This is a genomic window from Neorhizobium tomejilense (assembly GCF_964254135.1).
GTDB classification, from domain to species: domain Bacteria; phylum Pseudomonadota; class Alphaproteobacteria; order Rhizobiales; family Rhizobiaceae; genus Neorhizobium; species Neorhizobium tomejilense.
Genome location: NZ_CAXUSO020000001.1, coordinates 2,674,130 through 2,700,253, shown reverse-complemented (window position 1 = coordinate 2,700,253; position 26,124 = coordinate 2,674,130). Strand labels below are relative to the sequence as shown.

Genomic DNA, 26,124 nt, shown 5'->3' with positions numbered 1-26,124 from the left:
GGCGGCGTGGGCTCCACGCCGCCGTTCATGTTTGGCGGGTACATTTTCTCAGGTGCGGCGGCCGACTTCCCGGGCCAGGTCCTCGAAACAGATTTTGGTGCCTTGCTCGCTCGCCTCGTTTGCCAGAAGCAGGAGCCGGATCGGAAAGGCGATTGCCTTCTGATGGGACGTCGACACCGCGAGCGGCTTGTCGTCGTCAAGCACGGTGCGTTCGGCCGCCTGCAGGGCGCTCTGAATGTCGGCATGGGAGACGACACCCTTTTCGACCAGAAGCCGGTTGATTGCGGCAACGGCGAGATAGAGGCCTTCGAGCTGCGGATTGGCGGTGTTCATGTCTCTGTCCTTTGCGTGGAAGACGGAACCGACGTGGCGGCGTTTTCATCGATCAGCCGCGCTCCGCGCTGCTGGGTCAGGTAACGCCAGATCCATTGTACGCTAACCAGCAGGCGTTTTTCAAAATTGACGAGCAGGTAGACGTGGACGAGCGCCCAGAGGAACCAGGCGACCCGACCCTTCAGCGTCCATTTGCCAAAATCGAAGATCGCAGCATCGCGGCCGATGACGGCGGTATTGCCACGATTGTGGAACCGGAAAGGCTGGGGCGCCTTGCCTTCCATCAGTCTCGCCCGCAGCGCCTTGCCGAGATATTGCCCCTGCTGCTTGGCGACCTGGGCTAGGGCGGGCAGCGGCTTGCCGTCCTCCGCAAGCCCCAGTGCCGTGTCGCCAATCGCAAAGATATCCGGAAAGCTGGTGATCGAGAGGTCCGGTTCGACCGGAATGCGCCCTCCCACCTTGCCTTCGATGCCGAGCCATCTGGCTGCGGGCGAGGCTTTGACGCCCGCACCCCAGATGACGCAGCTGGTGCGGAAACGCTGCGAGCCGGCAATGACCTCGTCCCTGGTGACGGATTCGACGGCCAGATTGGTCATCACCTCGACGCCTGCCTTTTCGAGAGCCTTCAGGGCGTATTGGGTGAGGTTGTCGGGAAAGGTGGCGAGGATCTTCGGGCCGGCCTCGATGAGGATGACCCGCATGTGATCCGGCTCGAGCTTGCGGAAATCGCGGGTGATCATGAAGTGGCCGAGCTCGGCGATCGCGCCGGCCATTTCGACGCCAGTCGGACCGCCGCCGATGATAACGCTGGTGAGCAGCGCCTTTTTTTCTTCCGGATCATGGGACAGCTCTGCCTTCTCGAAGGCGAGCAGCAGGCGCTGGCGGATCAGCCTTGCTTCGTGGATGGTCTTCAAGCCCGGCGCCCAGGCGCGCCAGTCGTCATGGCCGAAATAGTTGTAGTCCGAGCCGGTGGCGATGACGAGACGGTCGTAAGGGACCGAGGTGCCGTTATCGAGCATCACGGTCTTGGCAGCCGCATCGACGCCGGTAACTTCCGCCAGCATGACGTTGATGTTCTTGAAGCGCCCCAGCGTGCGGCGGATCGGTTCCGATATGTCGGCGGGAGACAGTGCGGCGGTCGCGACCTGATAGAGCAGCGGCTGGAAAAGGTTGTGGTTGCGCCGGTCGATGACGGTCACATCAATGGGGCTGTTGCCGAGCGCTCCGGCGGTCGCCAGCCCGCCGAAACCGGCGCCGACGATGACGACGCGTGGTGGTTTTGTTTCTCCGCCCGTCATGTCGTTCTTCAAAGTTTCGTCGGCCATATTGCCCCACCCTTTTGGCGGGGCAAGGCCCCGCTTGACGCTCGTTCAACCCACGCCAGGCGCGTTTGTTCCAGCCATGTTTCACCGGAACCTTTTACGCCTGTCGCCGTTCAATTTCACGACATCAAAAGGAGAAAGTCATGAACAGCATCGTTTGGTTGGTCGGCGCGGTCGTCATCGTCATCGCCGTTCTGAATCTCGTTGGGTTTGCTTGATTTATTGAATGGAATCAAACGGAAGCCTTGCTTCCACCTGTAGGGAACTGAAAAGGAGACAGTCATGAACAGCATCGTATGGCTCGTTGGGGCCGTCGTTATCGTTCTCGCCGTCCTGTCCTTCATCGGCATAGGCTGATCGGTGAGAAGCAAGGCTGAAGGATATCGAAAAGGCGCCGTCCGTTTTAGGATCGGCGCCTTTTCCTTGTGAGGCTCTTTGACGTAGCGGCACTATTCCGCCAGCAGAAGCGCGAAGGGATGATCGCCGAACGCCCAGTTGACCGCGATGCGATCTTTGGGATCGACGACCTTGCCGGTGCAGACATCGCGATAGCGGCGGTGCCCCAGCCTTTCGGGGAGAATTATTTCCGTTTCCGCCCAACGTTCGGACCGAGACGGAGCAAGGCTCGCATGCAGCGCGCTGAACACCAGCCGCGGGGCGATGACGATGAAGGCGTCGTCCATGTCGGCGCGGGCGAAGGCGATGACGTTGTCGGCCCGCTTGCCCGATGCTCCGAGAGGCAGATATTCCCCCCGGCGAAACAGGGTCGGCGCCTCCTGGCGAACGCGCAGCAGGGTGGCAATGACGTGCTGCTTCAGCCGGCCGGTCTGCCATTCGTCCTCCTCGGTGGAGGCAAGTTTTTCCTTCTCCGTCAACCGTCGCTGCAGCCTGTCGAAATCCGGCTCGCGGCGATTGTCAGGATCGACGAGGCTGAGGTCGAGGCCTTCGCTGCCCTGATAGATGTCCGGTACGCCCGGCGCCGTCAGCTTGATGATCGTCTGGGTGACGCTGTTCACCAGGCCCGCACGGATGAAGGGGCGCAAGGTATCGGTAAAGTCTGTCAGAAAGGCCTGGCTGCTGGGCGACAGAAGCGTGCGGGCGTACTCCAGGACCGCCTTCTCGTAGGTCTCATTGGGAGCGCCCCAATTGGTGCGCAGCTTCGCCTCGCGCAGTGCCTTTTCGACATAGCCGAGGAAACGTGTCTCCAGCGCCTTGAGGCCTGCCGCGTCTTCCGTGTGGAGATCGTTCGGCCAGGCGCCGGCGAGCGCCTGGTAAAGCATCCATTCGACCGCAGGTTCCGGCGCGGGGCCGTCATCCAGCGTGCGGACGGCTTGGCTGTTGATCCTGCGCCAGCGATCGACGCCATCGGCCCAGAGGTCAGGGGCTTCGGTGATTGCATAAAGCCGGGCGCGGGCATCCTCGCCGCGCTTGGTGTCGTGGGTCGAGGTGCCAGACAGCGCGTCGGGCTGTCTTTCCAGCCGCACCTGCATTTCCGCGTGGAAGCGATCGAGCGAGAAGCTGCGGGGCAGCGGTTCGGCTCCGACCTCGTTCAGAGCCAGCGCCATGTGCTGCCGGAAGAACAGGGTGTCCTCCACGGATTTCGCCATCAGCGGGCCGGTGAGCTGCTGGAACCGGGTACGGAAGATCGATGCCTGGCTGGCTGCCGGCTGCTCGACATCGCCGACCAGGATCCGTTCGAGGAAGGCGAGCGCCGCATGCTCCGGCGGGTTTGGGCCGTTGCGCACCTTGTCAAGAACTTTTGCCAGCATCTCCCGGCTCTCGGGCGGAATGCCCTCCCGCGTGCCATAGGTGCGGTAGACCGGGAAGGCGACGAGCAGTTCCCGCAACGCAGATTTTACCGCCGCCTCCGATGGCGCGGATCCGCGGTCCTCGGTGGGCTGGATCTGCATGGCGATATTCAGCAGGGCCGAGACCTCGCCGGCGAAATTGTTGTCGGCCATCAGGAGCTTTGCGGCCCGCAGTTCGGCTTCCATGTCGACCGGTTGGCCGGCGATCCTTTCGTAGGCGCCGCGCAGTTCGTCCAGCTTGCGGCCGTCGACCAGGGCGTCGCTGAGGGCTGCGATGAACTCGTAACCGGTCGTGCCGGAGATCGGCCAGTCTGCCGGGATCTGTTCGCCTTCTCCGAGGATCTTTTCGACGGTGATGTAACAATCCGGCCCGGCCTCCTGCCGCAGTCGTTCGAGATACCCTTTCGGGTCGGCGAGGCCGTCGACGTGATCGACGCGCAAGCCGTCCACCTTGCCGTCATGGACGAGTTCGAGGATCAGCCGGTGGGTATCGTCAAATACGGCGCCATCCTCGACCCGCACGCCGGCAAGCCCGGTAATCTCGAAGAAGCGGCGATAGGAGAGTTCGCGCGGTGCATCCCGCCAAGACATCAGCCGGTAGGGCTGCTGGCGGTGCAGTCTGGCAATCGCGGCGCGATCGGTGATCTTCAGCACTTCCGTCTCGCGGCCGGCGTAACTCGCCGGGGCCAGCGGATAAGACGTGTCGTAATAGGCGAAGGCCGGTTTGCCGGTTTTGGGATCGGCTTTGAGGGAAATTTCCCCGGCTTCCAGCACCTTCTCGAATGTGTTGCCGAGGAAGGGCAATGTGAGACGTCTGGTCCAGTCGATATCGAGATGGCGGGCATATCGGCTGTTCTGGCCGTTTTCGACGACATCGCGCCACCAGGGGTTTTCAAGCGACGCGGCCATGTGGTTCGGGACGATGTCGAGGATCAGGCCGAGACCCTCGGCCTTCAACGCCTTCACCATGCGTTCGAAACCGTCGCGGCCGCCGATCGCGGGGTCGATCTCATTGGCGTCGGTCACGTCGTAGCCGTGGGTGGAGCCGGTCGTGGCGGTGAAGATGGGGGAGGCGTAGAGGTGGCTGATGCCGAGCCGCTTCAGATAGGGCACCAGTTCGCTGGCGCGATCGAAGGTCATGCCGTTGCGGAACTGGATGCGGTAGGTGGCGGTCGGGATCATCATGCGGCGTCTCCGACCGCTTCGAAACGGACGAGTACGGAGTTGGGGGGCAGGTCCTTCGCCTGTTCTGGCCACGCAAAGATCACCCTGCCGGGCATGTCCGGCAGTGCCTGCACCTTTTCACCGAGGTTGAGCGCCATCGAGAGCGTGCCTTTTGGAAAAGTCCACGATACGGCAAGGAAACCCTTGTCCGTTTTCACCACCTTGCCGGAGCGACCGCCTGCGGAGCCCAGCAGGGGCATCACGATCTCCCGCCGCAGCTTCAGCAACGTCCTGGTAAACTCCAGCCAGTCCTTGCCGTCCGCCGATTCCAGCTTCTTCCAATCGAGCCTGCAGGCATCGACGGTCTTTTTGGCATTGGGGTCGGGGACCGTTTCGCCCTCGTGGCCGGCATGGCCTTCGAACTCCTTGCTGCGTCCGTCCCGCACGGCCTTGGCAAGATCGCCATGGAAATCGGTGAAGAACAGGAAGGGGTTGGTCTCGCCATATTCCTCACCCATGAAGAGAAGCGGGATATGCGGCGAGAGAAGCAGCATGGCGAGCAGTGCCTTCACCTTGTCGGGACCGCCAAGCTCGATCAACCTCTCGCCCTGGGCGCGGTTGCCGACCTGATCGTGGTTCTGGATGAAATCCACGAAGGCCACCGGCGGCTGATCGAGGCTGGACACGCCGCGCTTTTTACCGGTCTGCGGCGAGACTTCGCCCTGATACGCGAAACCTTCCGCCAGCACCCGCGCCACCCGCTTTTCCGGCTCCTTGGCGAAATCCTTGTAATAGGCATGCGTCTCGCCGGTCACCAGGACATGAGCGGCGTTGTGGAGGTCGTCGTTCCATTCCGCGGTGAAGAGCGGCGCCTTGCCCTGCTCGTCGCGGGGATGCAGGAAGGTGACGTTGCGGCTGTCCTCGGTGGTCAGGTGGATGGCGCGCTCGGGGATTTCGGCGCGGATACGTTCGGCGATCTCGATCATCACGTGTTTGTCGGACGGATCGTTGATCTGGTCGATGGCGTCGAAACGCAATCCGTCGAGATGGAATTCTTCCAGCCAGTAGAGCGCGCATTCCATGATGTAGCGCCGCACCGGCTCGACGTCATAGGCGATCGCGGCGCCCCAGGGCGTCATCTTTTGCCTGTGGAAGAAGGCGGGCGCCAGAAGCGGCAGGTAATTGCCCTCCGGGCCGAAATGGTTGAGCACGATATCGAGAACCACCGTCAGCCCGTGCCCGTGGGCGGCATCGATGAAGGCCTTGAAATCCTCAGGCGGACCATAGGCGGCATGAGGCGCATAGAGGAGCACGCCGTCATAACCCCAGCCGCGGTTTCCGCCGAAATGGGCGACCGGCATGACCTCGATCATGGTGATGCCGAGGTCTGCCAGATAAGGGAGCTTATCGATCGCGGCGCGGAACGTGCCTTCTTCCGTAAATGTGCCGATATGGATTTCGTAAACGACCGTTTCTTCCCAGGGCCGGCCCTGCCATTCTGGATGCTGCCAGGTGTAGCTGGTCGGGTCGATCACCAGCGACGGGCCGTTGACGCTGTCCTTCTGGCCGCGCGAGGCGGGGTCGGGCACGACCATGCCATCGGCAAGGACATAGGCATATTCGGCGCCGGGGGTGATGCCGGTGGCGAGCAGCTCGAACCAGCCGTCCTCGCTGCGGCTCATCTCGGTATCTTCGCCGTTCAGCCTTAGCGTCACGGTCTCCTGGCCGGGTGCCCAGAGCCGGAACCGCACCTCGCCGGCGGCGACATATTCGGCTCCCCATGTCTTTGGAAACGCGCGAAACTCGGTGGCGGCATTCAAGTCCGGCATGCTGACCAGCCCCTGGTTGAGAGAGACCGGCAAACGGTCGAAGAGGCTTCGAGTTCCATTGTGAGGCATAGGCGCAATAAAATTGCGCGCCAGGGTAACAAATAACAAGTTCAAAGGAGTAGTCGCCGGCCCGGTTCGGTCCTAATTTAGCACTCATGCAAGCGGTTTCGGGGAGGAGATCAGTGCATGCTGACTGAGGAAGAAGAGCTTATCCGCTCGACTGCCGCGGAGTTTTCCCGGGAGGTGCTGAAACCCGGAGCTGCTGCGCGCGACAAGTCGCATGCGATCGAGCCGGACGTTCTGAAACAACTCGGCGAGCTCGGGTTTCTCGGCATGCGGACGGCGGAGGAATGGGGCGGCGTCGGCTGTTCCTATGTCGCCTACGCCAGCGCGCTGATGGAGATCGCCGCCGGCGACGGCGCGGTCTCGACGCTGGTCAGCGTCCACAATTCGCCAGTCTGCTCCCTCCTCGATATGCATGCTTCCAACGAGCAGAAGGAACGGTTTCTCAGACCGCTCGCCGAAGGCCGCCATATCGGCGCCTTCGCACTGACCGAGGCCGATACCGGTTCGGACGCCGCGGCAATCCGCACCCGCGCCGTGAGGGACGGCAGCGACTATGTCGTCAACGGCTCGAAGATGTTCATCACGTCCGGCAAGATCGCCGGCACGGTGATCATCTTTGCTGTCACCGATCCCGCCGCCGGAAAACGCGGCATCTCCGCCTTCGTCACCTCGACGGATGTGCCCGGATTTTCGATCTCCAAGATCGAGGACAAGCTCGGCCAGAAGGCATCGGATACCGCGGCGTTGATGTTCGACAACCTGCGCATTCCGGAAAGCCAGCGGATCGGGGCGGAAGGCGCCGGTTTGAAGATCGCGCTGTCGGGGCTGGAGGCGGGCCGGATCGGCATCGCCGCCCAATGCGTCGGCATGGCGCAGGCAGCGTTCGACGTGGCGCTCACCTATGCCAAGGAGCGCAAGACCTTCGGGAAGCTGCTGCTCGACCACCAGGCGGTCGCTTTCCGGCTGGCGGATGCGAAGACCCAGATCGAGGCAGCCCGGCAGCTCGTGCTGCATGCGGCGCGGCTGAAGGATCGCGGCGAACCCTGCCTGGACGAGGCCTGCATGGCGAAGCTGTTCGCCTCCGAGATGGCTGAGAAGGTCTGCTCGGCGGCGATCCAGACGCTCGGGGGCTACGGCTACATTTCCGATTTTCCTGTCGAGCGCATCTATCGCGATGTCCGCGTCTGCCAGATCTACGAGGGCACGTCCGACATCCAGAAGATCATTATCGCCCGCGGCCTGGCGAACTGAGGAGGACGGGATGCGGATCGAAAGCGGAAATTTTCTGGTGACCGGCGCCGCTTCCGGCCTTGGGCTCGCGACAGCTAAAATGCTTGTCGAAGCCGGCGGTTGCGTGGCTTTGCTCGACCTCGACGAGACGAGCGGTCGGGCAAAAGCCGAGGAACTCGGCAAGGGCACGATCTTCGTGAAGACGGATGTGCGAAGCGGTGAGGCGGTCGAAAATGCGGTTGCCAAGGCGGAGGCCGCCAACGGACCGATCCGTGGCGCCGTCTGTTGTGCCGGCATCGCGCCGTCGGAAAAGGTGCTCGGCAGAGAAGGCATCCATGCGCTCGAAAGTTTTGCCCGCGCGCTGGAGATCAACACGATCGGCACGTTCAACGTGATCCGGCTGGCGGCGCAGGCGATCGCCCGGGTCGAGCCGAACGAGGAGGGCGAGCGCGGCGTGCTGGTCGCCACCGCCTCGGTTGCCGCCTATGACGGGCAGATCGGCCAGGCGGCCTATTCCGCCTCCAAGGCGGCGGTGGCCGGCATGACGCTGCCGATCGCCCGCGAGCTGGCCCGCGACGGCATCCGCATGATGACGATCGCGCCCGGCATTTTCGAAACGCCGATGATGGCCGGGTTTTCCGACGAGGTGCGTGCCTCGCTGGGCAAATCGGTGCCGTTTCCGCCGCGGCTCGGACGGCCGGCGGAATTTGCCCGGCTGGTGCGCGACATTATCGAAAACCCGATGCTGAACGGCGAAGTGATCCGCCTCGACGGAGCGCTCAGGATGGCGCCGCGTTGAACGACTGATTTTGACCGGTTCTTTGGGAGGAGAAACGAATGACGGATGGACAGAGACTGAGCCTGCATGTGCCGGAGCCTGAAGTGCGGCCGGGCGGCAAGCCGGATTTCTCCAATGTGCCGATCCCGAAGGCCGGTTCGGTGCGGCGGCCGGAGGTGGATGTCGATCCGAAGGAGATTCGCGATCTCGCCTATTCGATCATTCGCGTGCTCGACCGTGAGGGCGAGGCGGTCGGTCCCTGGGCCGGATCGCTGACGTCAGAGGAGCTGATGGAAGGCCTCAAGCACATGATGCTGCTGCGGGTCTTCGACAGCCGCATGCTGATGGCGCAGCGGCAGGGCAAGACGTCCTTCTACATGCAGCATCTCGGCGAGGAGGCGGTCTCCTGCGCCTTCCGCAAGGCGCTGCTGCCGGGCGACATGAACTTTCCGACCTACCGCCAGGCCGGCCTGCTGATCGCCGGCGGTTATCCGATGGTCGAGATGATGAACCAGATCTACTCCAACGATGCCGATCCCCTGAAGGGGCGGCAGTTGCCGATCATGTATTCGGCAAGGGACTACGGCTTCTTCACCATCTCGGGCAATCTCGCCACGCAATATGTGCAGGCCGTCGGCTGGGCCATGGCATCGGCAATCAAGAACGACACCAAGATCGCCGCTGCCTGGATCGGCGACGGATCGACGGCGGAGTCGGATTTTCATTCGGCGCTGGTCTTTGCCTCCACCTACCGGGCGCCTGTCGTTCTCAACGTCGTCAACAACCAGTGGGCCATCTCGACCTTCCAGGGTGTCGCCCGCGGCGGGTCCGGCACCTTTGCCGCCCGTGGCCTCGGTTACGGATTGCCGTCGCTGCGCGTCGACGGCAATGATTACCTCGCCGTGCACGCGGTCGCCAAATGGGCCGCGGATCGGGCCCGGCGCAATATCGGCCCGACGCTGGTCGAATATGTCACCTATCGCGTCGGCGCGCATTCCACTTCAGACGATCCTTCCGCCTATCGCCCGAAGGAGGAGTCCGAGGCCTGGCCGCTCGGCGACCCGGTGATCCGGCTGAAGAACCACCTGATCCGCATCGGCACATGGAGCGAGGAGCGCCATCGCCAGATGGAAGCGGAAATCCGCGACACGGTCGTCGCTGCCCAGAAGGAGGCGGAGCGCCACGGCACCCTGCATTCAGGCGGACGGCCGTCGATGCGGGATATGTTCGAAGGCGTTTATGCGGAAATGCCGCCGCATTTGAAACGGCAGCGGCAGCAGGCAGGGGTGTGAGGGATGAAAGTGCTAAGTCTGCGATTGGGGCTCCCCCTCATCCGCCTGCCGGCACCTTCTCCCCGGGGGGAGAAGAGAGATGCCGCGGCGTCGCCATTCCCCCTCTCCCCTTGGGGTGAGGGTGGCCGAGCGAAGCGGAGGCCGGGTGAGGGGGCGTCTTGCTCCCATCTTGAGATTGCTTGCTCCAGCATCATATCGGAGGCCCGCCCATGCCGCGCATGACGATGATCGAGGCGATCCGCAGCGCCATGGATGTCTCCATGGAGCGCGACGACGATGTGGTCGTTTTCGGTGAGGATGTCGGTTATTTCGGCGGTGTCTTCCGCGGCACCCAGGGCCTGCAGCAGAAATACGGCAAGACGCGCTGTTTCGATGCTCCGATCAACGAATCCGGCATCGTCGGTGTGGCGATCGGCATGGCGGCCTACGGGCTGAAACCCTGTGTCGAGATCCAGTTTGCCGATTACATGTATCCGGCCTACGACCAGCTGACCCAGGAGGCTGCGCGGCTGCGCTATCGTTCCAACGGCGACTTCACCTGTGGCATCACCGTGCGGATGCCGACCGGCGGCGGCATCTTTGGGGGCCAGACGCACAGCCAGAGCCCGGAGGCGCTGTTCACTCATGTCTGCGGCCTGCAGGTGGTGGTGCCGTCCAACCCTTATGACGCCAAGGGCCTGCTGATCGCCTCGATCGAGAACCCGGACCCGGTGATCTTCCTCGAACCGAAGCGGCTCTATAACGGCCCGTTCGACGGCCATCACGATCGGCCGGTGACGTCCTGGGCCGGTCATCCGCTGGGGGAGGTGCCCGCCGAGCATTATGTCGTGCCGCTCGGCAAGGCGGTGGTGCGGCGGCCGGGTTCGGCGGTGACCGTGCTCGCCTATGGCACGATGGTGCATGTGGCCGAGGCGACGGCCGAGGAGACCGGCATCGATGCCGAGGTGATCGACCTGCGCACCCTGATGCCGCTCGACCTCGATACGATCGTCACGTCGGTGAAGAAAACCGGTCGCTGCATGGTGGTGCACGAGGCGACGCTCACCTCCGGCTTTGGCGCGGAACTGGCGGCGCTGGTGCAGGAGCATTGCTTCTACAACCTCGAAGCCCCGGTCACCCGGGTCGCTGGCTGGGATACGCCTTACCCGCATGCGCAGGAATGGGATTATTTTCCGGGCCCGGCCCGCGTTGGCCGGGCGCTGCGCGACATGATGGAGGCCTGAGACATGGCGGAAAAACTCATCAAGCTGCCGGACGTCGGCGAAGGCGTCGCGGAAGCTGAACTGGTCGAATGGCACGTCGACGTCGGCGACCTGGTCCGTGAGGACATGGTGCTCGCGGCCGTGATGACCGGCAAGGCGACGGTCGAGATCCCATCGCCCGTGGAAGGCGAGGTGACCTTTCGGCACGGCGAGATCGGCGACATCATTGCAACCGGCACCGTCATCCTCAAAATCAGGATCGTGAGCGAAGGCGCCGATGGTGAGGAGGAGCCGGAGATCGAACTTCCGCTATCCCAGCCCGAAGCTTTGTCCGTCGAACCGCAGAAGCAGTCCGAGCCGGTGGTGGAAAGGCCGAAGCCTGCTCCGGAGGCTATTCCTCAGAGGCCGGCGGCTTCATCTGCTCCGAGGAATGTCGGAGCCCCCCGTGCCGAGGGAGAAAAGCCGCTGGCGCCGCCGGCCGTCCGTCTTCGGGCGAAGGAGGCAGGCGTCGATCTTCGGCAGGTGCCGGGCACCGGTCTGGCCGGCCGCATTACCCATGAGGATCTGGATCTGTTCCTCGACAGCCAGGGCGGCGGCGGGGGTGTTGCTGCCGGGCTGCAGCCGAACAAAGCGGTTCAGGAGGTCAAGGTCGTCGGCCTGCGCCGCCGCATCGCTGAAAAGATGGCGTTGTCGAAATCCCGCATTCCCCACATCACCTATGTGGAGGAGGTCGACATGACCGCGCTGGAGGAGCTGCGGACCCGCATGAACGGCACCCAGAAGCCCGGCCGACCGAAACTCACCATCCTGCCCTTCCTGATGCGGGCGATGGTGAAGGCGATCGGCGAACAGCCGGGCATCAACGCGCTTTACGACGACGAGGCCGGTGTCATCCGCCAATATGGCGGCGTGCATATCGGCATCGCGGCGCAGACGCCGTCGGGCCTCGTCGTGCCGGTGGTCAAACATGCGGAAGCGCGCGACATTTTCGACTGCGCCCGGGAAGTGGCCCGTCTAAGCGATGCCGCCAAGAACGGCACGGCCTTGCGCGAGGAACTGTCCGGCTCGACGATTACCATCAGTTCGCTCGGCGCGATGGGCGGCATCGTTTCGACGCCGGTCATCAACCATCCGGAAGTGGCGATCATCGGCGTCAACAAGCTTGCCGTCCGGCCGCATTGGGACGGGGCGCAGTTCGTGCCGCGCAAGATGATGAACCTGTCCTCCAGCTTCGATCATCGGGTGATCGACGGCTGGGATGCCGCGACATTCGTGCAGCGCCTGAAGGCGCTGATGGAAACGCCGGCGCTAATCTTCGTCGAGGAGTGAGGTGAAAGAAGAATAATGAAAGAGATCACCTGCAAGCTCCTCGTCATCGGGGCCGGTCCGGGAGGCTATGTCTGCGCCATCCGGGCCGGCCAGTTGGGGATCGATACGGTCATCGTCGAAATGGCGAAACCGGGCGGCACCTGCCTCAACATCGGCTGCATTCCCTCCAAGGCGATCATCCATGCAGCCGACGATTTCACGAAGACCGTCGCAATGGCGGCCGGCAAAAATGCGATGGGCATCAAGGCCGACAATCCCGTTATTGACCTTGCCAAAACCATGTCCTGGAAGGACGGCATTACCGGCCGGCTGACGCTGGGCGTTGCCGGTCTCCTGAAGAAGGCCGGCGTCAAGATCGTGGTCGGCCGGGCAAAATTCCGGGACGGCAAGACGGTCGCGGTGGAAACCGAAACCGGCGAGCAGGTCATCCGTGCCGAAAACATCGTCATCGCCACCGGTTCGGCGCCGGTCGAACTGCCGATGCTGCCGTTCGGGGGCAAGGTCATTTCCTCGACCGGTGCACTGTCCCTGGCCGAGGTGCCGGAGAGGCTGGCGGTGGTCGGGGCCGGGTATATAGGCCTCGAACTTGGGCTCGCGTTTGCGAAGCTCGGAGCGAAGGTGACGATCGTCGAAGCGCTCGACCGCATCCTGCCGCTCTACGATACGCAGCTTACCCAGCCGGTCGCCAAGCGGCTCGCGGCTTTGGGCGTCGAGGTTCTGCTCGGCACCAAGGTCAAGGGCCTGTCTTCGAACGGCGAGGCGCTGCTGGCAGAGACCGGCTCCGGCGAGGAGAAACGCATCGCTGCCGACAAGATCCTCGTCACGGTCGGACGAAAGCCGGTGACCGAAGGCTGGGGCCGCGAGGAGCTGGAGCTCGATATGGACGGCCGGTTCCTGAAGGTCGACGAGCAGTGCCGCACCTCGATGCGCGGCATCTATGCGGTGGGCGACGTGACCGGCGAGCCTATGCTGGCGCACCGGGCAATGGCGCAGGGCGAGATGGTGGCCGAGATCGTCTCCGGCAAGCGCCGTTCCTGGGACAAGCGGGCCATCCCCGCCGTCTGCTTCACCGACCCGGAAATCGTTTCCGTGGGCCTGTCGCCGGACGAGGCGAAGGCGCAGGGCCGCGAGATCAAAGTCGGGCAGTTTCCGTTCGCCGCCAACGGAAGGGCGATGACGCTATCGGCGGAGGAAGGGTTCGTGCGGGTGGTGGCGCGCGCCGACAATCACCTTGTGCTCGGCATTCAGGCGGTCGGGGCTGGCATCTCCGAACTCTCGGCTGCCTTCGGGCTGGCTGTCGAAATGGGGGCGAGGCTGGAGGATGTCGCCGGGACAATCCATGCGCATCCGACGCAGTCCGAAGCGTTTGCCGAGGCGGCGCTGAAGGCGCTGGGACATGCGCTGCATATGTGAAGGGGAAGGGTTTGCCCCTCATCCGCCCTGTCGGGCACCTTCTCCCCGCTCGCGGGGAGAAGGAAATCCGAGCGCCGTTTTCCCTCTATCTCCGGTATTGCCCGTGCCCACGTTGATTGGCGCGTCATATCCCTTCTCCCCGTCAGACGGGGAGAAAGTGGCGGCAGCCGGATGAGGGGCTATCTCAACAAAGATGGTCCTTACAACTCCAGCAGCGCATACGGTTTGCCCGTAGGCTTTTCGATATGCGAGGCGACATTGTAGACCGGAGCGCCGCCGGGGGTCTTTCCATGATAGGTGCCGCGATGGGCATGGCCGTGGACCACGGCGGAGACTGGAAAACGGTCGATGGTTTCGGCAAGACGCGACGAGCCGAGAAACGGGTAGATTTCCTCCGGCTCGCCGATCACGGTCTCGCGGATCGGTGCGTAGTGCAGAATGACCATGGCCCGCTCCGAGCGAACCTGGCGCAGCGCGTTTTCGAGCCGCATGGTTTCCTCGACGCTTTCGGTGACCATCGCCTTGATGGCCGGCTCGCCGAAGGACCCGAGCATGTGGCGGCCGAAACCGCCTGCGAAACCTTTGGCACCTGCAAAGCCTACGCCATTGATCTCGACGGCCTCGCCTTCCAGCAGGTGGATGCCGGCATCTTTCAGGATATGGGTGACCTCCTCGACGCAGCCGCATTCGTAATCGTGATTGCCGAGCACGCCGACGATCGGGATCGAGCAGGAGCGCAGGTCGGCGGCCAGTATTTCCGCCTCCTTCGGTTTGCCGAGATCAGTCAGATCGCCGGTCAGGACCAGGATATCGGCGGCTTGCGAGATCTCGCTGAAGAGCTCCCTGTAGGACGCCGAGCCGTGCTCCTTGATGTGCAGGTCGCCCATGGCGGCGATCCGCTGCTTGCCGTTCGCCTTCTTCGTGGATGCCTTGGTCGTGTCGGCCTTTCTTGTTTCCGTCTGGGCGGTGTCGCTCTTCGCGTCTGTCGCTTTGCTCACGCTAAGCCTCCTTGGGCCATTTCCTCTTCGACGCCGTCGCGAAGGTCACCTTCGCCGCCGACATCGGCGAAACCCCATTCCTTGACGTCGATCTCGAAATCCACGCGGCTGAACATGCGGCCGCGGCAGATCTTCATCTGCGGCAGCGGCAGTTCGCGCTGCGCCTTCAGGCGGTCGAGCAACTCGTCCAGGAGCCAGTCGGGGACCTTGTCGCGCTCGGTCGGGTAGATCCAGCGAAAATTCAGGAGGTGGATCAGCAGCACTTCCCAATGCACTTCCATATGGCTCAGCAGCCGCTCCCAATCGATCTGGTCATGGGCGCGCAGGATCATGTGGACGATATCTCCGCCGTCGTAGCGGTGGCGGAGCTGGACGAAACATTTCGACCAGATGAGTTCAGTCGGCGCGATGATGCGCACCTTGTGGCCGTTCATCTCGATCTGGCGGGCGTTTTCGAACCACGCATCGCTGATCGGCATGGTGCCGTTCGACGCGGCGAAGATGACGTCGAAGAAGTGCCGGCCCTTCTTCACCTTGCCGAGCCAGCGGTCGTCCTCCACCTCGATATGATAACCCTTGTCCTTGAAGTGGGCGAGGATGCGGGCGTAGTCGCCGGCCTTGCAGAAAATGTCGAGATCCTTCGTCTGACGGGTGATGCCCGTATAGGCACTGATGGCAAACGTGCCGGCCAGCAGGAACGGGATATGGCAGTTGGCGAGATCCTCGACCGCTTCGGCGACAAAGGCTTCGGAATCCGCGTCGGCAAGCGTCGGCGCAGCCTTCACCTCCATCCCCGGCATGGTATCGACCGGATGGGTGGCCTTCTCCCTCGGCAGGTTCTGCGCGGCATTCGCTTCAGCATTCATTACGGGATCTCCGAATTTTGCTTCGCGCAGAGGAACACCCGGGCATGCCCGGAGGTTCCGCTTTGCGTCGTTTTCGAGATATGGGCTGTGCCAGCGCCCGGGATTGTCGGGGAACCAAAGCCGCGGTTGGCTGTTGGATTTGGTGTGCAAACTCGAGGAGGCAGATATGCCAGCGAAATCCAAAGCACAGCAGAAGGCGGCCGGTGCCGCACTTGCTGCGAAACGCGGCGACATGAAGAAGAGCGAACTCAAGGGTGCTTCGAAGGGCATGGAGAAATCCATGAGCGAAAAGCAGCTCGAGGATTTCGCCTCGACCAAGCGCAAGGGCAAGCCGGATCACACCGCCCACCACTGACGGGATGCCGATTTGCCTCGACGCCCCGATCGGGCTGCCGGTCCGAGACCGGAACTTCCCGGAAAGACGGACGTTCTTCGGAGCGCCCGCCTTTTCGTGGAGGAAGAAACCATGCCGCCTGAAGAACTCGATGCAACGCTGACCGCCCTGCCGCTGAGGATAGGTGTCTATATTCCGGATGACCTGATGGAAGACTGGTTTGCGCCGGGAACGGGCATGAAGCCGGTGAGTGAGGCGGCTTTGAAGGCGGCCGAGGCCTATGGCCGCCGCTTCGAGTGCGAATTCAAATATTATCCGGAGCGGATGGAAGGCGTTTTCTGGAAATGGGTGCCGGCCCTCTAGGCAGCTTTTAGGCCCGATGAGACCTGAAAATCGTTGAAGCGCGCCGCGCCGCTAAAAGATCGCTTGCCTCTCACAAGCGATCGGTCCGCCTATGGGCGCGGCGGCGCCTCTTTCTCATGACAACCACCTTCAAGGGCGGCACTTGGCTAAACGATCATCACGCAGCCAACCCACTCCGCAAGCCCTGCCACGGCCCTCCAATGCAGGGGAAAACGAAAGGTTCCGCCCGGCAAGTGATTCGGACGGTTATTTTTCGCCCGAATCACCAAAACTCACAGAATCGCTGAGGCTCAGGCGAAACTGTCGCGCAGTGTTTCGAACTTCTGAAGCTGCTCGGCGATCAGTTCGCGCGCGGCATCCCGCTTGACGAAGACCTTGAACATCGCCGAACCCTTGGCATTCATGAACCAGACCGAGCAGGAGCGACGGCCGTGGAAGGCGCGGTCGACGAAGGTCACGGAGGCGCAGTTCTCCTTCTTGATGTGACCGCCGATCGGGCTGTCGCCGTGGATGTTGAACCAGCCATGGCCTTCCGAACCCATCGGCAGGCTGCCTTCGGCTTCCAGCACGATGTCTTCGGTATGAACGATGAACAGGACTTCGCCCCAGGTGGTCATCTCGGCCCAGATATCCGCGAACCTCTCCTTGTCGGCGATGACCGCCGCACCCTTCGGCAGGATTTCGAGGATTTCGGCGGGCGTCACGTCAGCCTTGGCGGCGATCGCCTCGACGACGCCGTCGGGCTTCTCCGCCAACGCGGCGAGTGCCCGTTCGCGACGGTCCGGCTTGATTTCGGAAACGGCGTTCATCAGGAGCCTCAGGCTGCTATGTCGGCGCGCACGCCGTTCTTGTCTTCGTGAATGATCACTTCGAAACCTTCGAAATGCGGGCCCGATAGATATTCCACCTTGCCGCGGTTCTCGCCGGCCTTGGCATGGGCGGCGCGGAACTGTTCCGATTTCGTCCAGGCCTGAAAGTCCTCGAAGGTTTCCCAGAGGGTATGGGATGCGTAGAGGGTGTGATCTTCAGCCTTGGGGCCTTTGAGCATGTGGAATTCGACATAACCGGGCAGCTCCGCGAGGCGGCCCTGGCGACCGCGCCAGATGGCCTCGAACGCTTCTTCATAGCCCGGCACGACGCGGAATCGGTTCATCGCGATATACATGGATAGTCCCTCACTTAAAGTTTCACTTTCGGCTCAAGATATCTGCGGCCGGTCCCCTTGAAAAGCCTAAAAAACTTGCGTAGTCAACTCAAGTTATCGCCGCCGGCCAGGCGGACCTGAGGCCCTGTTGCGCCTCGGTTTGGGCAGACAAGGAGCAGAGTATCATGGGGTCTTCCTTCACCTTGAGGGGGCTTTTCGCAGCCGTCCTCCTGGGCACCGGTCTCGTCGCGGGCGTTGCCGCTGCATCCGACAAAGGCAATCCGGAAGCCAAGCGGATCGTCTCCATCGGCGGCACGATTACCGAGATCCTCTATGCGCTCGGCGCCGAGGACCGGATCGTAGCACGGGACTCGACGAGCTTCTATCCGGATGCGGCCAATTCCAAGCCCGATGTCGGTTACATGCGCGCCCTGTCTGCGGAGGGCATTCTCGGCCAGAAGCCTGACCTGATCCTGATGGAGGAGGGTTCCGGCCCGCCGCCGGTGATCGAAATCCTGAAAGCCAGCGAAGTGCCGATGGTCGTCATCCCGACGCCGCCGAAGGTGGATGCGATCGGCAGGAAGATCCGCGACGTGGGTGCGGCGGTCGGGCTTTCCGACAAGGCTGACGCCCTTGCCGTAAAGACGGAAGACGGACTGAAGAAGCTCGCCGCCGACGTTGCCAGGATCCCCGGCCCGAAAAAGAAGGTTCTGTTCGTGCTGTCGCTCGCCAATAACCGCGTCATGGCCGGCGGTGCCGACACGGAAGCGGGCGCCGTGATCGAAATGGCCGGCGGTATCAATGCCGCGCCGACGATCAACGGCTACAAGCCGCTTGCCGACGAAGCCGTCATCGCCACCAAGCCGGATGTAGTGCTCTCCATGTCGCGCGGCGACCACACGATCACGCCGGAACAGGTTTTCGCGATACCGTCGATGCAGACGACGCCGGCTGCCGCCAACAAGGCGCTGGTCACCATGGATGGCCTGCTGCTGCTCGGCTTTGGCCCGCGCACGCCGGACGCTGCCCGCACGCTCGCGGCCCGGATCTATCCGGGGGCGATCAACTGATGATGAAGGCGCTGGCGATGCCCTTCCGCGTTGCTGCCGATGGAGACCGGACGCGCCAGGGCGTCATCGTGCTTCTTCTGCTGGCGGTGATGCTGTTTGTCGCGTGCCTGCTTTCGCTCGGCATCGGCCCGACGGGCGTCGGCCTGCGTGATCTCTGGACCTACGCGACCGGTAACAGCGCCAGCCTTTCGACCCAGGACCGCGTGATCCTCGAGGCGGTCCGCCTGCCGCGCACCGCGCTCGGCCTTCTGGTCGGCGCCGGGCTTGCCGTCTCCGGCGCGATGATGCAGGGCCTGTTCCGCAATCCGCTTGCCGATCCCGGCATCGTCGGGGTCACTTCCGGCGCGGGACTTGCCGCCGTTGCGGCGATCGTGCTCGGCAACGGCATCCTGGCGCCGGTCGCCATGGTGCTCGGCAACCAGTTCCTGCCGCTGATGGCCTTCTTCGGCGGTCTCTTCAACACCTGGGCGCTCTACATCATCGCCACCCGCGACGGGCGGACCTCGACGACGACTCTAATCCTGTCGGGCATCGCGATCGGTGCGCTTTCGGCCGCGCTCATGGGCCTGCTGATCGTCATGGCCGACGACCGGCAGCTGCGCGACATTACCTTCTGGAACCTCGGCTCGCTCGGGGGGGCCACGTTCGGCCGGGTATTGTCCATCCTGCCTTTCGTCGGCACGGTGATGGTGATCATGCCCTTCGTGGCGCGCGGGCTCGATGCGCTGGTGCTTGGCGATGCGGCCGCGTTCCATATGGGGATACCGGTGCAGCGGCTGAAGAAGATCGTCATCGTCGCTGTCGCCGCCGCCTGCGGCTCGACCGTCGCTGTCGCCGGCTCGATCGGTTTCGTCGGCATCGTCGTGCCGCATCTGCTGCGCCTCGTCATGGGGCCGTCGCACCGGTTCCTGCTGCCGGGTTCGGCGCTCGGCGGTGGTGCGCTGCTGCTGGTTGCCGACAGCGTCGCGCGCACCGTCGCTGCTCCGGCGGAACTGCCGATCGGCGTCATCACCGCGTTGTTCGGCGCTCCGGTCTTCCTCTTCCTGCTGCTGGGTAAAAACGGCATCACCACGCGGGACATGCCATGATTTCCGCCGAACATGTCACCGTCACCCGCTCGGGCCGAAAGCTGCTCGACAATGTCGGCCTCGATCTCCAAGCGGGGCGTTTCACCGTGGTCATCGGCCCGAACGGCGCGGGCAAATCGACGCTGATGAAGGTGATCTCCGGGGAGATGAACCCCGATGCCGGTTTCGTCAGCTATCACGGCACCAGCGTCGATCTCTGCCAGCCGGTCGAACTTGCCAGGCGCCGGGCGGTGTTGCCTCAGGCGACGCAACTCGCCTTTCCGTTCACCGCGCTTGAAATCGTCCGGATGGGCGCTGTCGCGCAAGGGGGCCTCAATCCGACCGAGCAGGCACGCCAAGCCTTGTCACGCGTGGGCCTGCGCGGCTTCGAAAGCCGGCCCTATCCATCGCTGTCGGGCGGCGAGCAGCAGCGGGTGCAGTTCGCACGCGCACTCGCGCAGGTGCCGCAGCCGGTCGCGGACGGCGTGCCGCGGGCGCTGTTCCTCGATGAGCCGACTGCCAGCCTCGACCTCGGACACCAGATCTCGGTGCTGGAAATCGCCCGCGACTTCGCCAATGCCGGCGGGATCGTGCTCGCCATCCTGCACGACCTCAACCTGGCTGCCGAATTCGCCGACCATCTCGTGGTACTGAACCACGGCCGGGTGGTGGCGGAAGGCGCCTGCACGGAAACGGTGAACGATGAAATCATCGCCAGCGTCTATGGAATAACCGGTGCCGTCGGCCGCCTGCCGGCAGCCCACATCCCCTACGTATTGCCGCAATCGCGACACCGCTGACGATTGGATGATCAGGTGTCCGGGCGGGTGACGATGAAGGTCGCCGAGCCGAGCATGACCGCGGCGACCAGCGCCGCCCGCCACAATGGCGGCGAGGTGCCGAACCAGAACACCGCATAACTCACCGCCATCAGCGAAATGGCGGCGATCTTCGCCTTCCGCGCGATCGCACCCTTTTCCCGCCAGCTGCGCAGCGAAGGCCCGAATTTCGGATGCTCGAGCAACCATGCCTCCAGCCGTGGCGAGGAGCGGGCGAAACAGGCCACCGCCAGCAGCAGAAACGGCGTAGTGGGCAGGACAGGCAGGAAAGCGCCGACAATGCCGATTGCGACGAACAGCCATCCGAGGGCGAGAAAGAGAAGACGCATGAAAGCTCTTAAATGAAAAGTTAGGCCAGCATCTGAAGACCATGTTTGCGCACGATGTCCAGAAGTTTCAGCGCGGGTCCACTCGGGCGCTTGGCGCCGGTCTCCCACTTCTGCACGGTCGATTCGCTGGTGTTGAGGTATCGGGCAAAGACCGGCTGGCTGACGTGATTGCCCTCCCGCAAGGCCTTGATCTCCTCAGGTCCAAGTTCCACCGGTACCGAAAGGCAGGTCTCGTCAAAGGTCCGCATCGTTTCCTTGTCGATCGTGCCGGCTTGGTACATGCCTTCCACGGCGCTATGGATCGCCTCGAAAGCATCGCTCTTGAATTTCCGGTTAGTTGCCATTGCAAATCTCCACCAGTGCGCCGCTCTTCAGTTCCGCATCCAAAGCGCCGGGTGTCTTCCGGCGGTAAAGCTCGGCCAGTTTGCGGAAAGCCGCCAGCTCGTCATCATCGATATTGGCCCGATCCTGTTTGGCGAACAGATAGGCATAGACCCAGAACTCGCCCGCCTTTGCCAGAATGATCGACCGGTGCCGGTTGTCGTTGAGGCGTTTCTTGAACACGCCGCCGCCGAGGTCGTCCGCCTGGCCCAGGGCAACCTGAGCAATGGCGTTGCAAAGCTCGCGATCCGATATCCGGGCTTTCTTTGCCGCTTTGGCAAACCACGCAGTTTTGAACACCCGGCCGCTCATGATTTTATATAGCACCAGGTGCTATGCTTTTCAATGTGGCTTGGTGCTGGCTTTTCGGCCGCCGCCGGTTATAGTGCCGCCGGCTTCAATAACCGCAGGGGAAATGATGTCAGTGAAGAAAGTACTCGTGGTCGGCGGGGCCGGCTATATCGGTTCCCATACGTGCCTGGTGCTCGCCGAGCGAGGTTATCAGCCGATCGTCTTCGACAATCTCTCCAACGGGCATGCGGAATTCGTGCGCTGGGGTGAGCTGGAAGAGGGCGATATCCGCGATCGTGCCCGGCTCGATGAGGTGTTTGCCAAACACAAGCCGGACGCGGTGCTGCATTTCGCAGCGCTGATCGAGGTGGGTGAATCGGTCAAGAACCCGGTGGCCTTCTACGACAACAACGTGATCGGTGCACTGACGCTGCTGTCGGCGGCGATCGATGCGGGCGTAAAAGCCTTCGTGTTTTCCTCGACCTGCGCTACCTACGGTCTGCCGGATCGCGTGCCGATGGACGAGACCCATAAACAGGCGCCGATCAACCCGTACGGGCGTACCAAATTCATCGTCGAGCAGGCGCTGAAGGATTACGGCACCTACAGGGACCTGAAATCGGTCATGCTGCGCTATTTCAATGCGGCCGGCGCCGATTTCGAGGGCCGGGTCGGCGAGTGGCATACGCCTGAGACCCACGCAATCCCGCTCGCGATCGAGGCGGCGCTCGGCCGTCGTCAGGGTTTCAAGGTGTTCGGTGACGATTACGACACCCGCGACGGCACCTGCGTGCGCGACTATATCCACGTGCTCGATCTGGCCGACGCGCATGTGCGGGCGGTCGATTATCTTCTCGCAGGCGGGGAGACGGTGGAGCTCAACCTCGGCACCGGCACCGGCACGACGGTGAAGGAACTGCTCGCGGCGATCTCGGCGGTTTCCGGAAAACCGTTCCCGGTGGAATATACCGGCCGGCGCGAAGGCGATTCCACCTCGCTGGTCGCCAATAACGACAAGGCGCGGGCGGTGCTCGGCTGGGAGCCGAAATACAGCCTGAACGATATCATCCGTTCGGCCTGGGATTGGCATTCCCGCTCCAACCATCATGTGATCTGAAGGGCCAAGACATGGCGGAAGGCGAGGTCAAGCTCGAGGAAAGCTGGAAACATGCGCTCGGGCCTGAGTTTTCCAATCCCTATATGAGCGAATTGCGCCGCTTCCTGGTTGCCGAAAAGGAAGCGGGCAAACGCATTTTTCCAAAAGGCTCGGAATATTTCCGCGCGCTCGATCTGACGCCGCTCGACGAGGTGAAGGTGGTGATCCTCGGCCAGGATCCCTATCACGGCTTCGGCCAGGCGCATGGGCTTTGCTTCAGCGTTCGTCCGGGTGTGCGCGTCCCGCCGTCGCTCGTCAACATCTACAAGGAGATGGAGACGGATCTCGGCATTCCGCCGGCCAGGCACGGATGCCTCGAACATTGGGCGGAACAGGGTGTCCTGCTCCTGAACAGCGTGCTGACGGTCGAGGAGGCGAGGGCCGCCTCGCATCAGGGCAAGGGCTGGGAACGGTTCACCGATGCGGTGATCCGGGCCGTCAACGACGAGTGCGACGGCGTCGTCTTCATCCTCTGGGGCTCCTACGCCCAGAAGAAGGCGGCGTTTGTCGATCAGCAGCGCCATCTGGTGCTGCGCTCGGCGCATCCGTCGCCGCTGTCGGCCCATAACGGTTTTCTCGGATCTCGACCTTTCTCCAAGGCGAATGCCTATCTGCAGTCGATCGGCAAGGATCCGGTCGACTGGCGCTTGCCGGAACAAGTCTAATTCTGTGAACGATTAACCAATGGTCGTCTACGCAGAGTGAACAATGCGTTCGGATGGTCGCGTCTATCCAATTGCCGGTCGTTCCACCATCTTTACCTCAGAAAGCGGGCCGCACAGGCGGCTCCGAGACAAGGGGTTTAAAATGCTCGACCAGATCAAAGGCCTGCACCACGTCACATCGATGGCTGCCAGCGCCAGCACCAACAACAAGTTCTTCACCGACACGCTCGGCCTTCGCCGGGTCAAGAAGACCGTCAACTTCGACGCGCCGGATGTCTACCACCTCTATTACGGCGACGAAGTCGGTTCTCCCGGTTCGGTGATGACCTATTTCCCGTTCCCGCATATCGCCCGTGGCCGTCAGGGCACCGGCGAAGTGGGCACGACGCTCTTCTCGGTTCCGGAAGGCTCGTTCGGCTTCTGGACCGATCGCCTGACCAAGGCCGGGGCGGAAGGCATCAAGGCCGATACGGCCTTCGGTGAAAACCGCCTGCATTTCGCCGGTCCGGATGGCGACGGGTTCGCGCTCGTTGAAGTCAAGGACGATGCCCGCAAGCAATTCGTCGGCAACGGCATTTCCGAAGATCACGCGATCCGCGGCTTCCACTCCGCTTCGCTTCGTCTTCGCGATGAAGGTGCTACCGCCGAACTCCTGAAGTTCATGGGCTACAGCCAGGTCGACAACAAGGACGGCGTGCTCAGGCTTGCCATGCCGGGCGGCAACGGTGCCGATGTCATCGACATCGAAACCATGCCGAACATTGCCCGCGCCAATCTCGGTGCCGGCTCGGTCCACCACATTGCCTTTGCGGTCGAGAACCGCGCAAAGCAGCTCGAAGTCCGCAAGGCGCTGATGGACACCGGTTACCAGGTCACTCCGGTCATCGACCGCGATTACTTCTGGGCGATCTATTTCCGCACGCCGGGCGGCGTGCTGTTCGAAATCGCCACCAACGAACCCGGCTTCGATCGGGACGAGGATACCGCCCATCTCGGCGAGGCCCTGAAGCTGCCCGCACAGCACGCACATCTGCGGGCAACGCTCGAACAACATCTCGAACCGCTGGACGCCTAGTCAGCGCAGCGTCCAAGGAGACCATCATGAGCTACGACAGTTATGTGCACCGGGCGCGCCCCGGTGCACCCGGAGCGCCCATCCTGTTCGTCTTTCACGGCACCGGCGGCGATGAAAACCAGTTCTTCGATTTCGGCGGCCGGCTGTTGCCGGGCGCCACGGTGATCTCGCCGCGCGGCGACATTTCCGAACATGGTGCGGCACGCTTCTTCCGGCGCAAGGCCGAAGGTGTCTACGATTGCGAGGATCTAGCCCGGGCGACCGAGCGGATGAGCGAATTCGTCGCCGCCAACCGGGAACGCTACGGTTCCTCGACCGTGCTTGGCCTCGGTTTTTCCAACGGTGCGAACATTCTCGCCAATATCATGATCGAGAAGCCCGGCCTGTTCGAGGCGGGCGTGCTGATGCATCCGCTGATCCCGTTCAAGCCTGAGGACCGCAAGGCCGAAGCCAAGGCCCATGTTCTGATCACGGCCGGCCAGCACGACCCGATCAGTTCCGTCCAGCAGACCGACGAACTCGCCGACTATTTCAGGCGACAGGGAGACGCGGTGACGTTGGAATGGCATGGCGGCGGGCACGAGATCCGTCCCAACGAGATCGAAGCCGCCAAGACGTTCTTTGCGCCCTATGGCGCTTGAACGCGACAATGAAAACGCCCGGCATCAGGCTTGTGAAGGCTGATGCCGGGCGTATTTTTGCGGGCGCTCTCTACCAGCGGGCGGTTGCCTTGCCGAACAGGTTCTGGAGGGTGGGCTTTTTCTCGTCGTCGACCGCCTCTTCGCTGTCGCCCGTTTTGCCCTCTTCCTCTTTGAAATACTTGGCGACGGTCTGCATGTGCCACTGCATCAGCTCATAGCAATATATCACTTCCCGCTCGCCCGACGACCAATAGGCATTCGGTTCGCCGCACTCGGCGGCCGTCAGCTTGATGCCGTCCTCCAGCTTGTAGAGCCCCGAGAGAAGCTCGGCGAGGATATCCAGAACCTTCGCCGTCTTCGTCAGGTCCGCATAGTCCTCGAGTTCCTTGTTTTCCGGCTTCTTGTAGGTGATCGTAAACTTGTTGTTCTGCCCGTCGGTCCGCAGGTGCGGTTTCAGGAGGCCGAACCAGCTGTCATGGGCTTTCAGATATTCGCCGACGCACTGCCTGCGGCGTTCCGCCGGAAATTCGAGGTTGTCGGCCGATTCCTTGAATTTCTCCGCATCCTTGCCGACCATCATGCAGACCATGCTGAAGGCGCGCTGGCGGTCGAGCGCGTGGACGTCCCACATGGCCAGTTCCTGTTCGGCCGCCTCGCTGGCCTCTGCGGAAAACGTCCAGCCATCGACGGAATCGGTCAGCGCCGTGTCGAAAACTTCATCGTCGGCCTCCAGCAGGAGCAGTGTGGAAAGCGTGTCCACCGCATCCTCCTCACGGCCAAGAACCGGCAGGTTGAATTCCGAAACCAGCATGTGTCCGGCTTCATGAAACAGGAAAAACAGCGCATTGCCGAATGCGAACTCGACGCTGTCCTCGACCTGCTTCTTTGAAAGACCCTGAAGATCGTCGGTGAGGGCCGTCGCTTGTGCGTCGGGCATGGGCAGCGCAAAAAGCCCGAGAAGGGCGAGAGGGAGAAGGCTGCGTCGCATCGGGCCTGCCTGCTTTCTGAAAGCCGTGTTGATCTGTCGCGTCCATGGCCCAGCGCTGCGGAAAGTCGCTTGGTCGTCGCAAGGTCGATCTATTCCGTAACATCGAGCTTTTAAGTTCGGATGAAGCGGTATTGTTGCTGATATGTTTCGA

Annotated in this window: 28 protein-coding genes; 15 read left to right on the top strand and 13 right to left on the bottom strand. The window is 62.8% G+C overall.

The window, feature by feature from the left end:
• Positions 1-48: 48 nt before the first annotated feature.
• The 5 genes from ACSQ3G_RS13790 to treZ form a co-directional block, all read right to left on the bottom strand.
• Entirely contained in the window at positions 49-333 is a 285-nt protein-coding gene (locus ACSQ3G_RS13790; RefSeq protein ID WP_105427169.1) for a hypothetical protein, read from the bottom strand.
• Complete coding sequence (locus ACSQ3G_RS13785; protein WP_436110431.1) at positions 330-1,658, bottom strand: NAD(P)/FAD-dependent oxidoreductase; 1,329 nt, start codon at positions 1,656-1,658, stop codon at positions 330-332. The genes ACSQ3G_RS13790 and ACSQ3G_RS13785 overlap by 4 nt, the downstream gene beginning before the upstream one ends.
• A gap of 116 nt (positions 1,659-1,774) precedes the next feature.
• Complete coding sequence (locus ACSQ3G_RS13780; protein ID WP_172724267.1) at positions 1,775-1,948, bottom strand: hypothetical protein; 174 nt, start codon at positions 1,946-1,948, stop codon at positions 1,775-1,777.
• Between the two features lie 156 nt (positions 1,949-2,104).
• Positions 2,105-4,648, bottom strand: a complete 2,544-nt coding sequence (gene treY, locus ACSQ3G_RS13775) for a malto-oligosyltrehalose synthase (RefSeq protein WP_436110430.1) — start codon at positions 4,646-4,648, stop codon at positions 2,105-2,107.
• Entirely contained in the window at positions 4,645-6,456 is a 1,812-nt protein-coding gene (gene treZ / locus ACSQ3G_RS13770) for a malto-oligosyltrehalose trehalohydrolase (protein WP_436110429.1), read from the bottom strand. Before treZ ends, treY begins: the two co-directional genes overlap by 4 nt.
• 186 nt (positions 6,457-6,642) lie before the next feature.
• Here treZ and ACSQ3G_RS13765 point away from each other — a divergent pair, with 186 nt between their 5' ends.
• From ACSQ3G_RS13765 to lpdA, 6 genes are all read left to right on the top strand, one after another.
• A complete protein-coding gene (locus tag ACSQ3G_RS13765; protein WP_105414694.1) occupies positions 6,643-7,773 on the top strand; it encodes an acyl-CoA dehydrogenase family protein in 1,131 nt (376 codons plus the stop codon).
• Between the two features lie 10 nt (positions 7,774-7,783).
• Positions 7,784-8,551 (top strand): SDR family NAD(P)-dependent oxidoreductase, encoded by a 768-nt coding sequence (locus ACSQ3G_RS13760; protein ID WP_436110428.1) that lies wholly within the window; start codon positions 7,784-7,786, stop codon positions 8,549-8,551.
• Between the two features lie 38 nt (positions 8,552-8,589).
• The gene (locus ACSQ3G_RS13755; RefSeq protein ID WP_436110427.1) at positions 8,590-9,822 is read left to right on the top strand and encodes a 3-methyl-2-oxobutanoate dehydrogenase (2-methylpropanoyl-transferring) subunit alpha; all 1,233 of its coding nucleotides are present in this window, start codon (positions 8,590-8,592) and stop codon (positions 9,820-9,822) included.
• Between the two features lie 209 nt (positions 9,823-10,031).
• Positions 10,032-11,045 carry an alpha-ketoacid dehydrogenase subunit beta gene (locus ACSQ3G_RS13750; protein WP_046635010.1) on the top strand — a complete coding sequence of 338 codons (1,014 nt, stop codon included), beginning with the start codon at positions 10,032-10,034 and terminating at the stop codon, positions 11,043-11,045.
• Between the two features lie 3 nt (positions 11,046-11,048).
• Positions 11,049-12,353, top strand: coding sequence for a dihydrolipoamide acetyltransferase family protein (locus ACSQ3G_RS13745; RefSeq protein WP_436110426.1), 1,305 nt, complete (start codon positions 11,049-11,051; stop codon positions 12,351-12,353).
• Between the two features lie 15 nt (positions 12,354-12,368).
• Positions 12,369-13,766, top strand: a complete 1,398-nt coding sequence (gene lpdA / locus ACSQ3G_RS13740) for a dihydrolipoyl dehydrogenase (RefSeq protein ID WP_436110425.1) — start codon at positions 12,369-12,371, stop codon at positions 13,764-13,766.
• Between the two features lie 200 nt (positions 13,767-13,966).
• Here lpdA and ACSQ3G_RS13735 read toward each other — a convergent pair whose 3' ends face one another.
• The gene (locus ACSQ3G_RS13735; protein WP_105400896.1) at positions 13,967-14,653 is read right to left on the bottom strand and encodes a metallophosphoesterase family protein; all 687 of its coding nucleotides are present in this window, start codon (positions 14,651-14,653) and stop codon (positions 13,967-13,969) included.
• 107 nt (positions 14,654-14,760) lie between these two features.
• A complete protein-coding gene (locus ACSQ3G_RS13730; RefSeq protein WP_105400897.1) occupies positions 14,761-15,555 on the bottom strand; it encodes a nucleotidyltransferase family protein in 795 nt (264 codons plus the stop codon).
• Positions 15,556-15,796: 241 nt separating this feature from the next.
• Here ACSQ3G_RS13730 and ACSQ3G_RS13725 point away from each other — a divergent pair, with 241 nt between their 5' ends.
• The gene (locus tag ACSQ3G_RS13725; RefSeq protein ID WP_105400291.1) at positions 15,797-15,985 is read left to right on the top strand and encodes a DUF3008 family protein; all 189 of its coding nucleotides are present in this window, start codon (positions 15,797-15,799) and stop codon (positions 15,983-15,985) included.
• A 111-nt stretch (positions 15,986-16,096) separates the two neighbouring features.
• Positions 16,097-16,327 carry a hypothetical protein gene (locus tag ACSQ3G_RS13720; protein ID WP_037076914.1) on the top strand — a complete coding sequence of 77 codons (231 nt, stop codon included), beginning with the start codon at positions 16,097-16,099 and terminating at the stop codon, positions 16,325-16,327.
• 290 nt (positions 16,328-16,617) lie between these two features.
• On the opposite strand, the gene hutX is transcribed toward ACSQ3G_RS13720, so the two are convergent.
• Both hutX and hmuQ read right to left on the bottom strand, forming a co-directional pair.
• Positions 16,618-17,136 (bottom strand): heme utilization cystosolic carrier protein HutX, encoded by a 519-nt coding sequence (gene hutX, locus ACSQ3G_RS13715; RefSeq protein ID WP_436110424.1) that lies wholly within the window; start codon positions 17,134-17,136, stop codon positions 16,618-16,620.
• Between the two features lie 8 nt (positions 17,137-17,144).
• Positions 17,145-17,492 carry a heme-degrading protein HmuQ gene (gene hmuQ, locus ACSQ3G_RS13710; RefSeq protein ID WP_105437936.1) on the bottom strand — a complete coding sequence of 116 codons (348 nt, stop codon included), beginning with the start codon at positions 17,490-17,492 and terminating at the stop codon, positions 17,145-17,147.
• 164 nt (positions 17,493-17,656) lie between these two features.
• On the opposite strand from hmuQ, the gene ACSQ3G_RS13705 reads away from it, so the two are divergent.
• Genes ACSQ3G_RS13705 through ACSQ3G_RS13695 form a run of 3 tightly spaced genes read left to right on the top strand, consistent with a single transcriptional unit; the run spans position 17,657 to position 20,408 of the window.
• Positions 17,657-18,541: a heme/hemin ABC transporter substrate-binding protein gene (locus ACSQ3G_RS13705; RefSeq protein ID WP_105437935.1), complete on the top strand. Its 885-nt coding sequence runs from the start codon at positions 17,657-17,659 to the stop codon at positions 18,539-18,541.
• Complete coding sequence (locus tag ACSQ3G_RS13700) at positions 18,541-19,629, top strand: FecCD family ABC transporter permease (protein WP_436110423.1); 1,089 nt, start codon at positions 18,541-18,543, stop codon at positions 19,627-19,629. Before ACSQ3G_RS13705 ends, ACSQ3G_RS13700 begins: the two co-directional genes overlap by 1 nt.
• Positions 19,626-20,408 (top strand): heme ABC transporter ATP-binding protein, encoded by a 783-nt coding sequence (locus tag ACSQ3G_RS13695; RefSeq protein WP_436110422.1) that lies wholly within the window; start codon positions 19,626-19,628, stop codon positions 20,406-20,408. The genes ACSQ3G_RS13700 and ACSQ3G_RS13695 overlap by 4 nt, the downstream gene beginning before the upstream one ends.
• An 11-nt stretch (positions 20,409-20,419) precedes the next feature.
• On the opposite strand, the gene ACSQ3G_RS13690 is transcribed toward ACSQ3G_RS13695, so the two are convergent.
• Genes ACSQ3G_RS13690 through ACSQ3G_RS13680 form a run of 3 tightly spaced genes read right to left on the bottom strand, consistent with a single transcriptional unit; the run spans position 20,420 to position 21,469 of the window.
• On the bottom strand, positions 20,420-20,776 hold the full coding sequence (locus tag ACSQ3G_RS13690; RefSeq protein WP_105414712.1) for a YbaN family protein: 357 nt from the start codon (positions 20,774-20,776) through the stop codon (positions 20,420-20,422).
• 20 nt (positions 20,777-20,796) lie between these two features.
• Complete coding sequence (locus ACSQ3G_RS13685; protein WP_436110421.1) at positions 20,797-21,120, bottom strand: helix-turn-helix domain-containing protein; 324 nt, start codon at positions 21,118-21,120, stop codon at positions 20,797-20,799.
• Positions 21,110-21,469, bottom strand: a complete 360-nt coding sequence (locus ACSQ3G_RS13680; protein WP_436110420.1) for a type II toxin-antitoxin system RelE/ParE family toxin — start codon at positions 21,467-21,469, stop codon at positions 21,110-21,112. Before ACSQ3G_RS13680 ends, ACSQ3G_RS13685 begins: the two co-directional genes overlap by 11 nt.
• 106 nt (positions 21,470-21,575) lie before the next feature.
• Between ACSQ3G_RS13680 and galE the strand changes: the two genes are divergently transcribed.
• The 4 genes from galE (at position 21,576) to ACSQ3G_RS13660 (ending at position 24,985) form a co-directional block, all read left to right on the top strand.
• Positions 21,576-22,565, top strand: a complete 990-nt coding sequence (gene galE / locus ACSQ3G_RS13675) for a UDP-glucose 4-epimerase GalE (RefSeq protein ID WP_105400297.1) — start codon at positions 21,576-21,578, stop codon at positions 22,563-22,565.
• Between the two features lie 11 nt (positions 22,566-22,576).
• A complete protein-coding gene (gene ung, locus ACSQ3G_RS13670) occupies positions 22,577-23,269 on the top strand; it encodes a uracil-DNA glycosylase (protein ID WP_436110419.1) in 693 nt (230 codons plus the stop codon).
• Positions 23,270-23,411: 142 nt separating this feature from the next.
• The gene (locus tag ACSQ3G_RS13665) at positions 23,412-24,344 is read left to right on the top strand and encodes a VOC family protein (RefSeq protein ID WP_436110418.1); all 933 of its coding nucleotides are present in this window, start codon (positions 23,412-23,414) and stop codon (positions 24,342-24,344) included.
• Positions 24,345-24,370: 26 nt separating this feature from the next.
• Positions 24,371-24,985, top strand: coding sequence for an alpha/beta hydrolase (locus tag ACSQ3G_RS13660; RefSeq protein ID WP_436110417.1), 615 nt, complete (start codon positions 24,371-24,373; stop codon positions 24,983-24,985).
• Positions 24,986-25,055: 70 nt separating this feature from the next.
• Here ACSQ3G_RS13660 and ACSQ3G_RS13655 read toward each other — a convergent pair whose 3' ends face one another.
• The gene (locus ACSQ3G_RS13655; RefSeq protein WP_436110416.1) at positions 25,056-25,973 is read right to left on the bottom strand and encodes a DUF4344 domain-containing metallopeptidase; all 918 of its coding nucleotides are present in this window, start codon (positions 25,971-25,973) and stop codon (positions 25,056-25,058) included.
• Positions 25,974-26,124 lie beyond the last annotated feature (151 nt).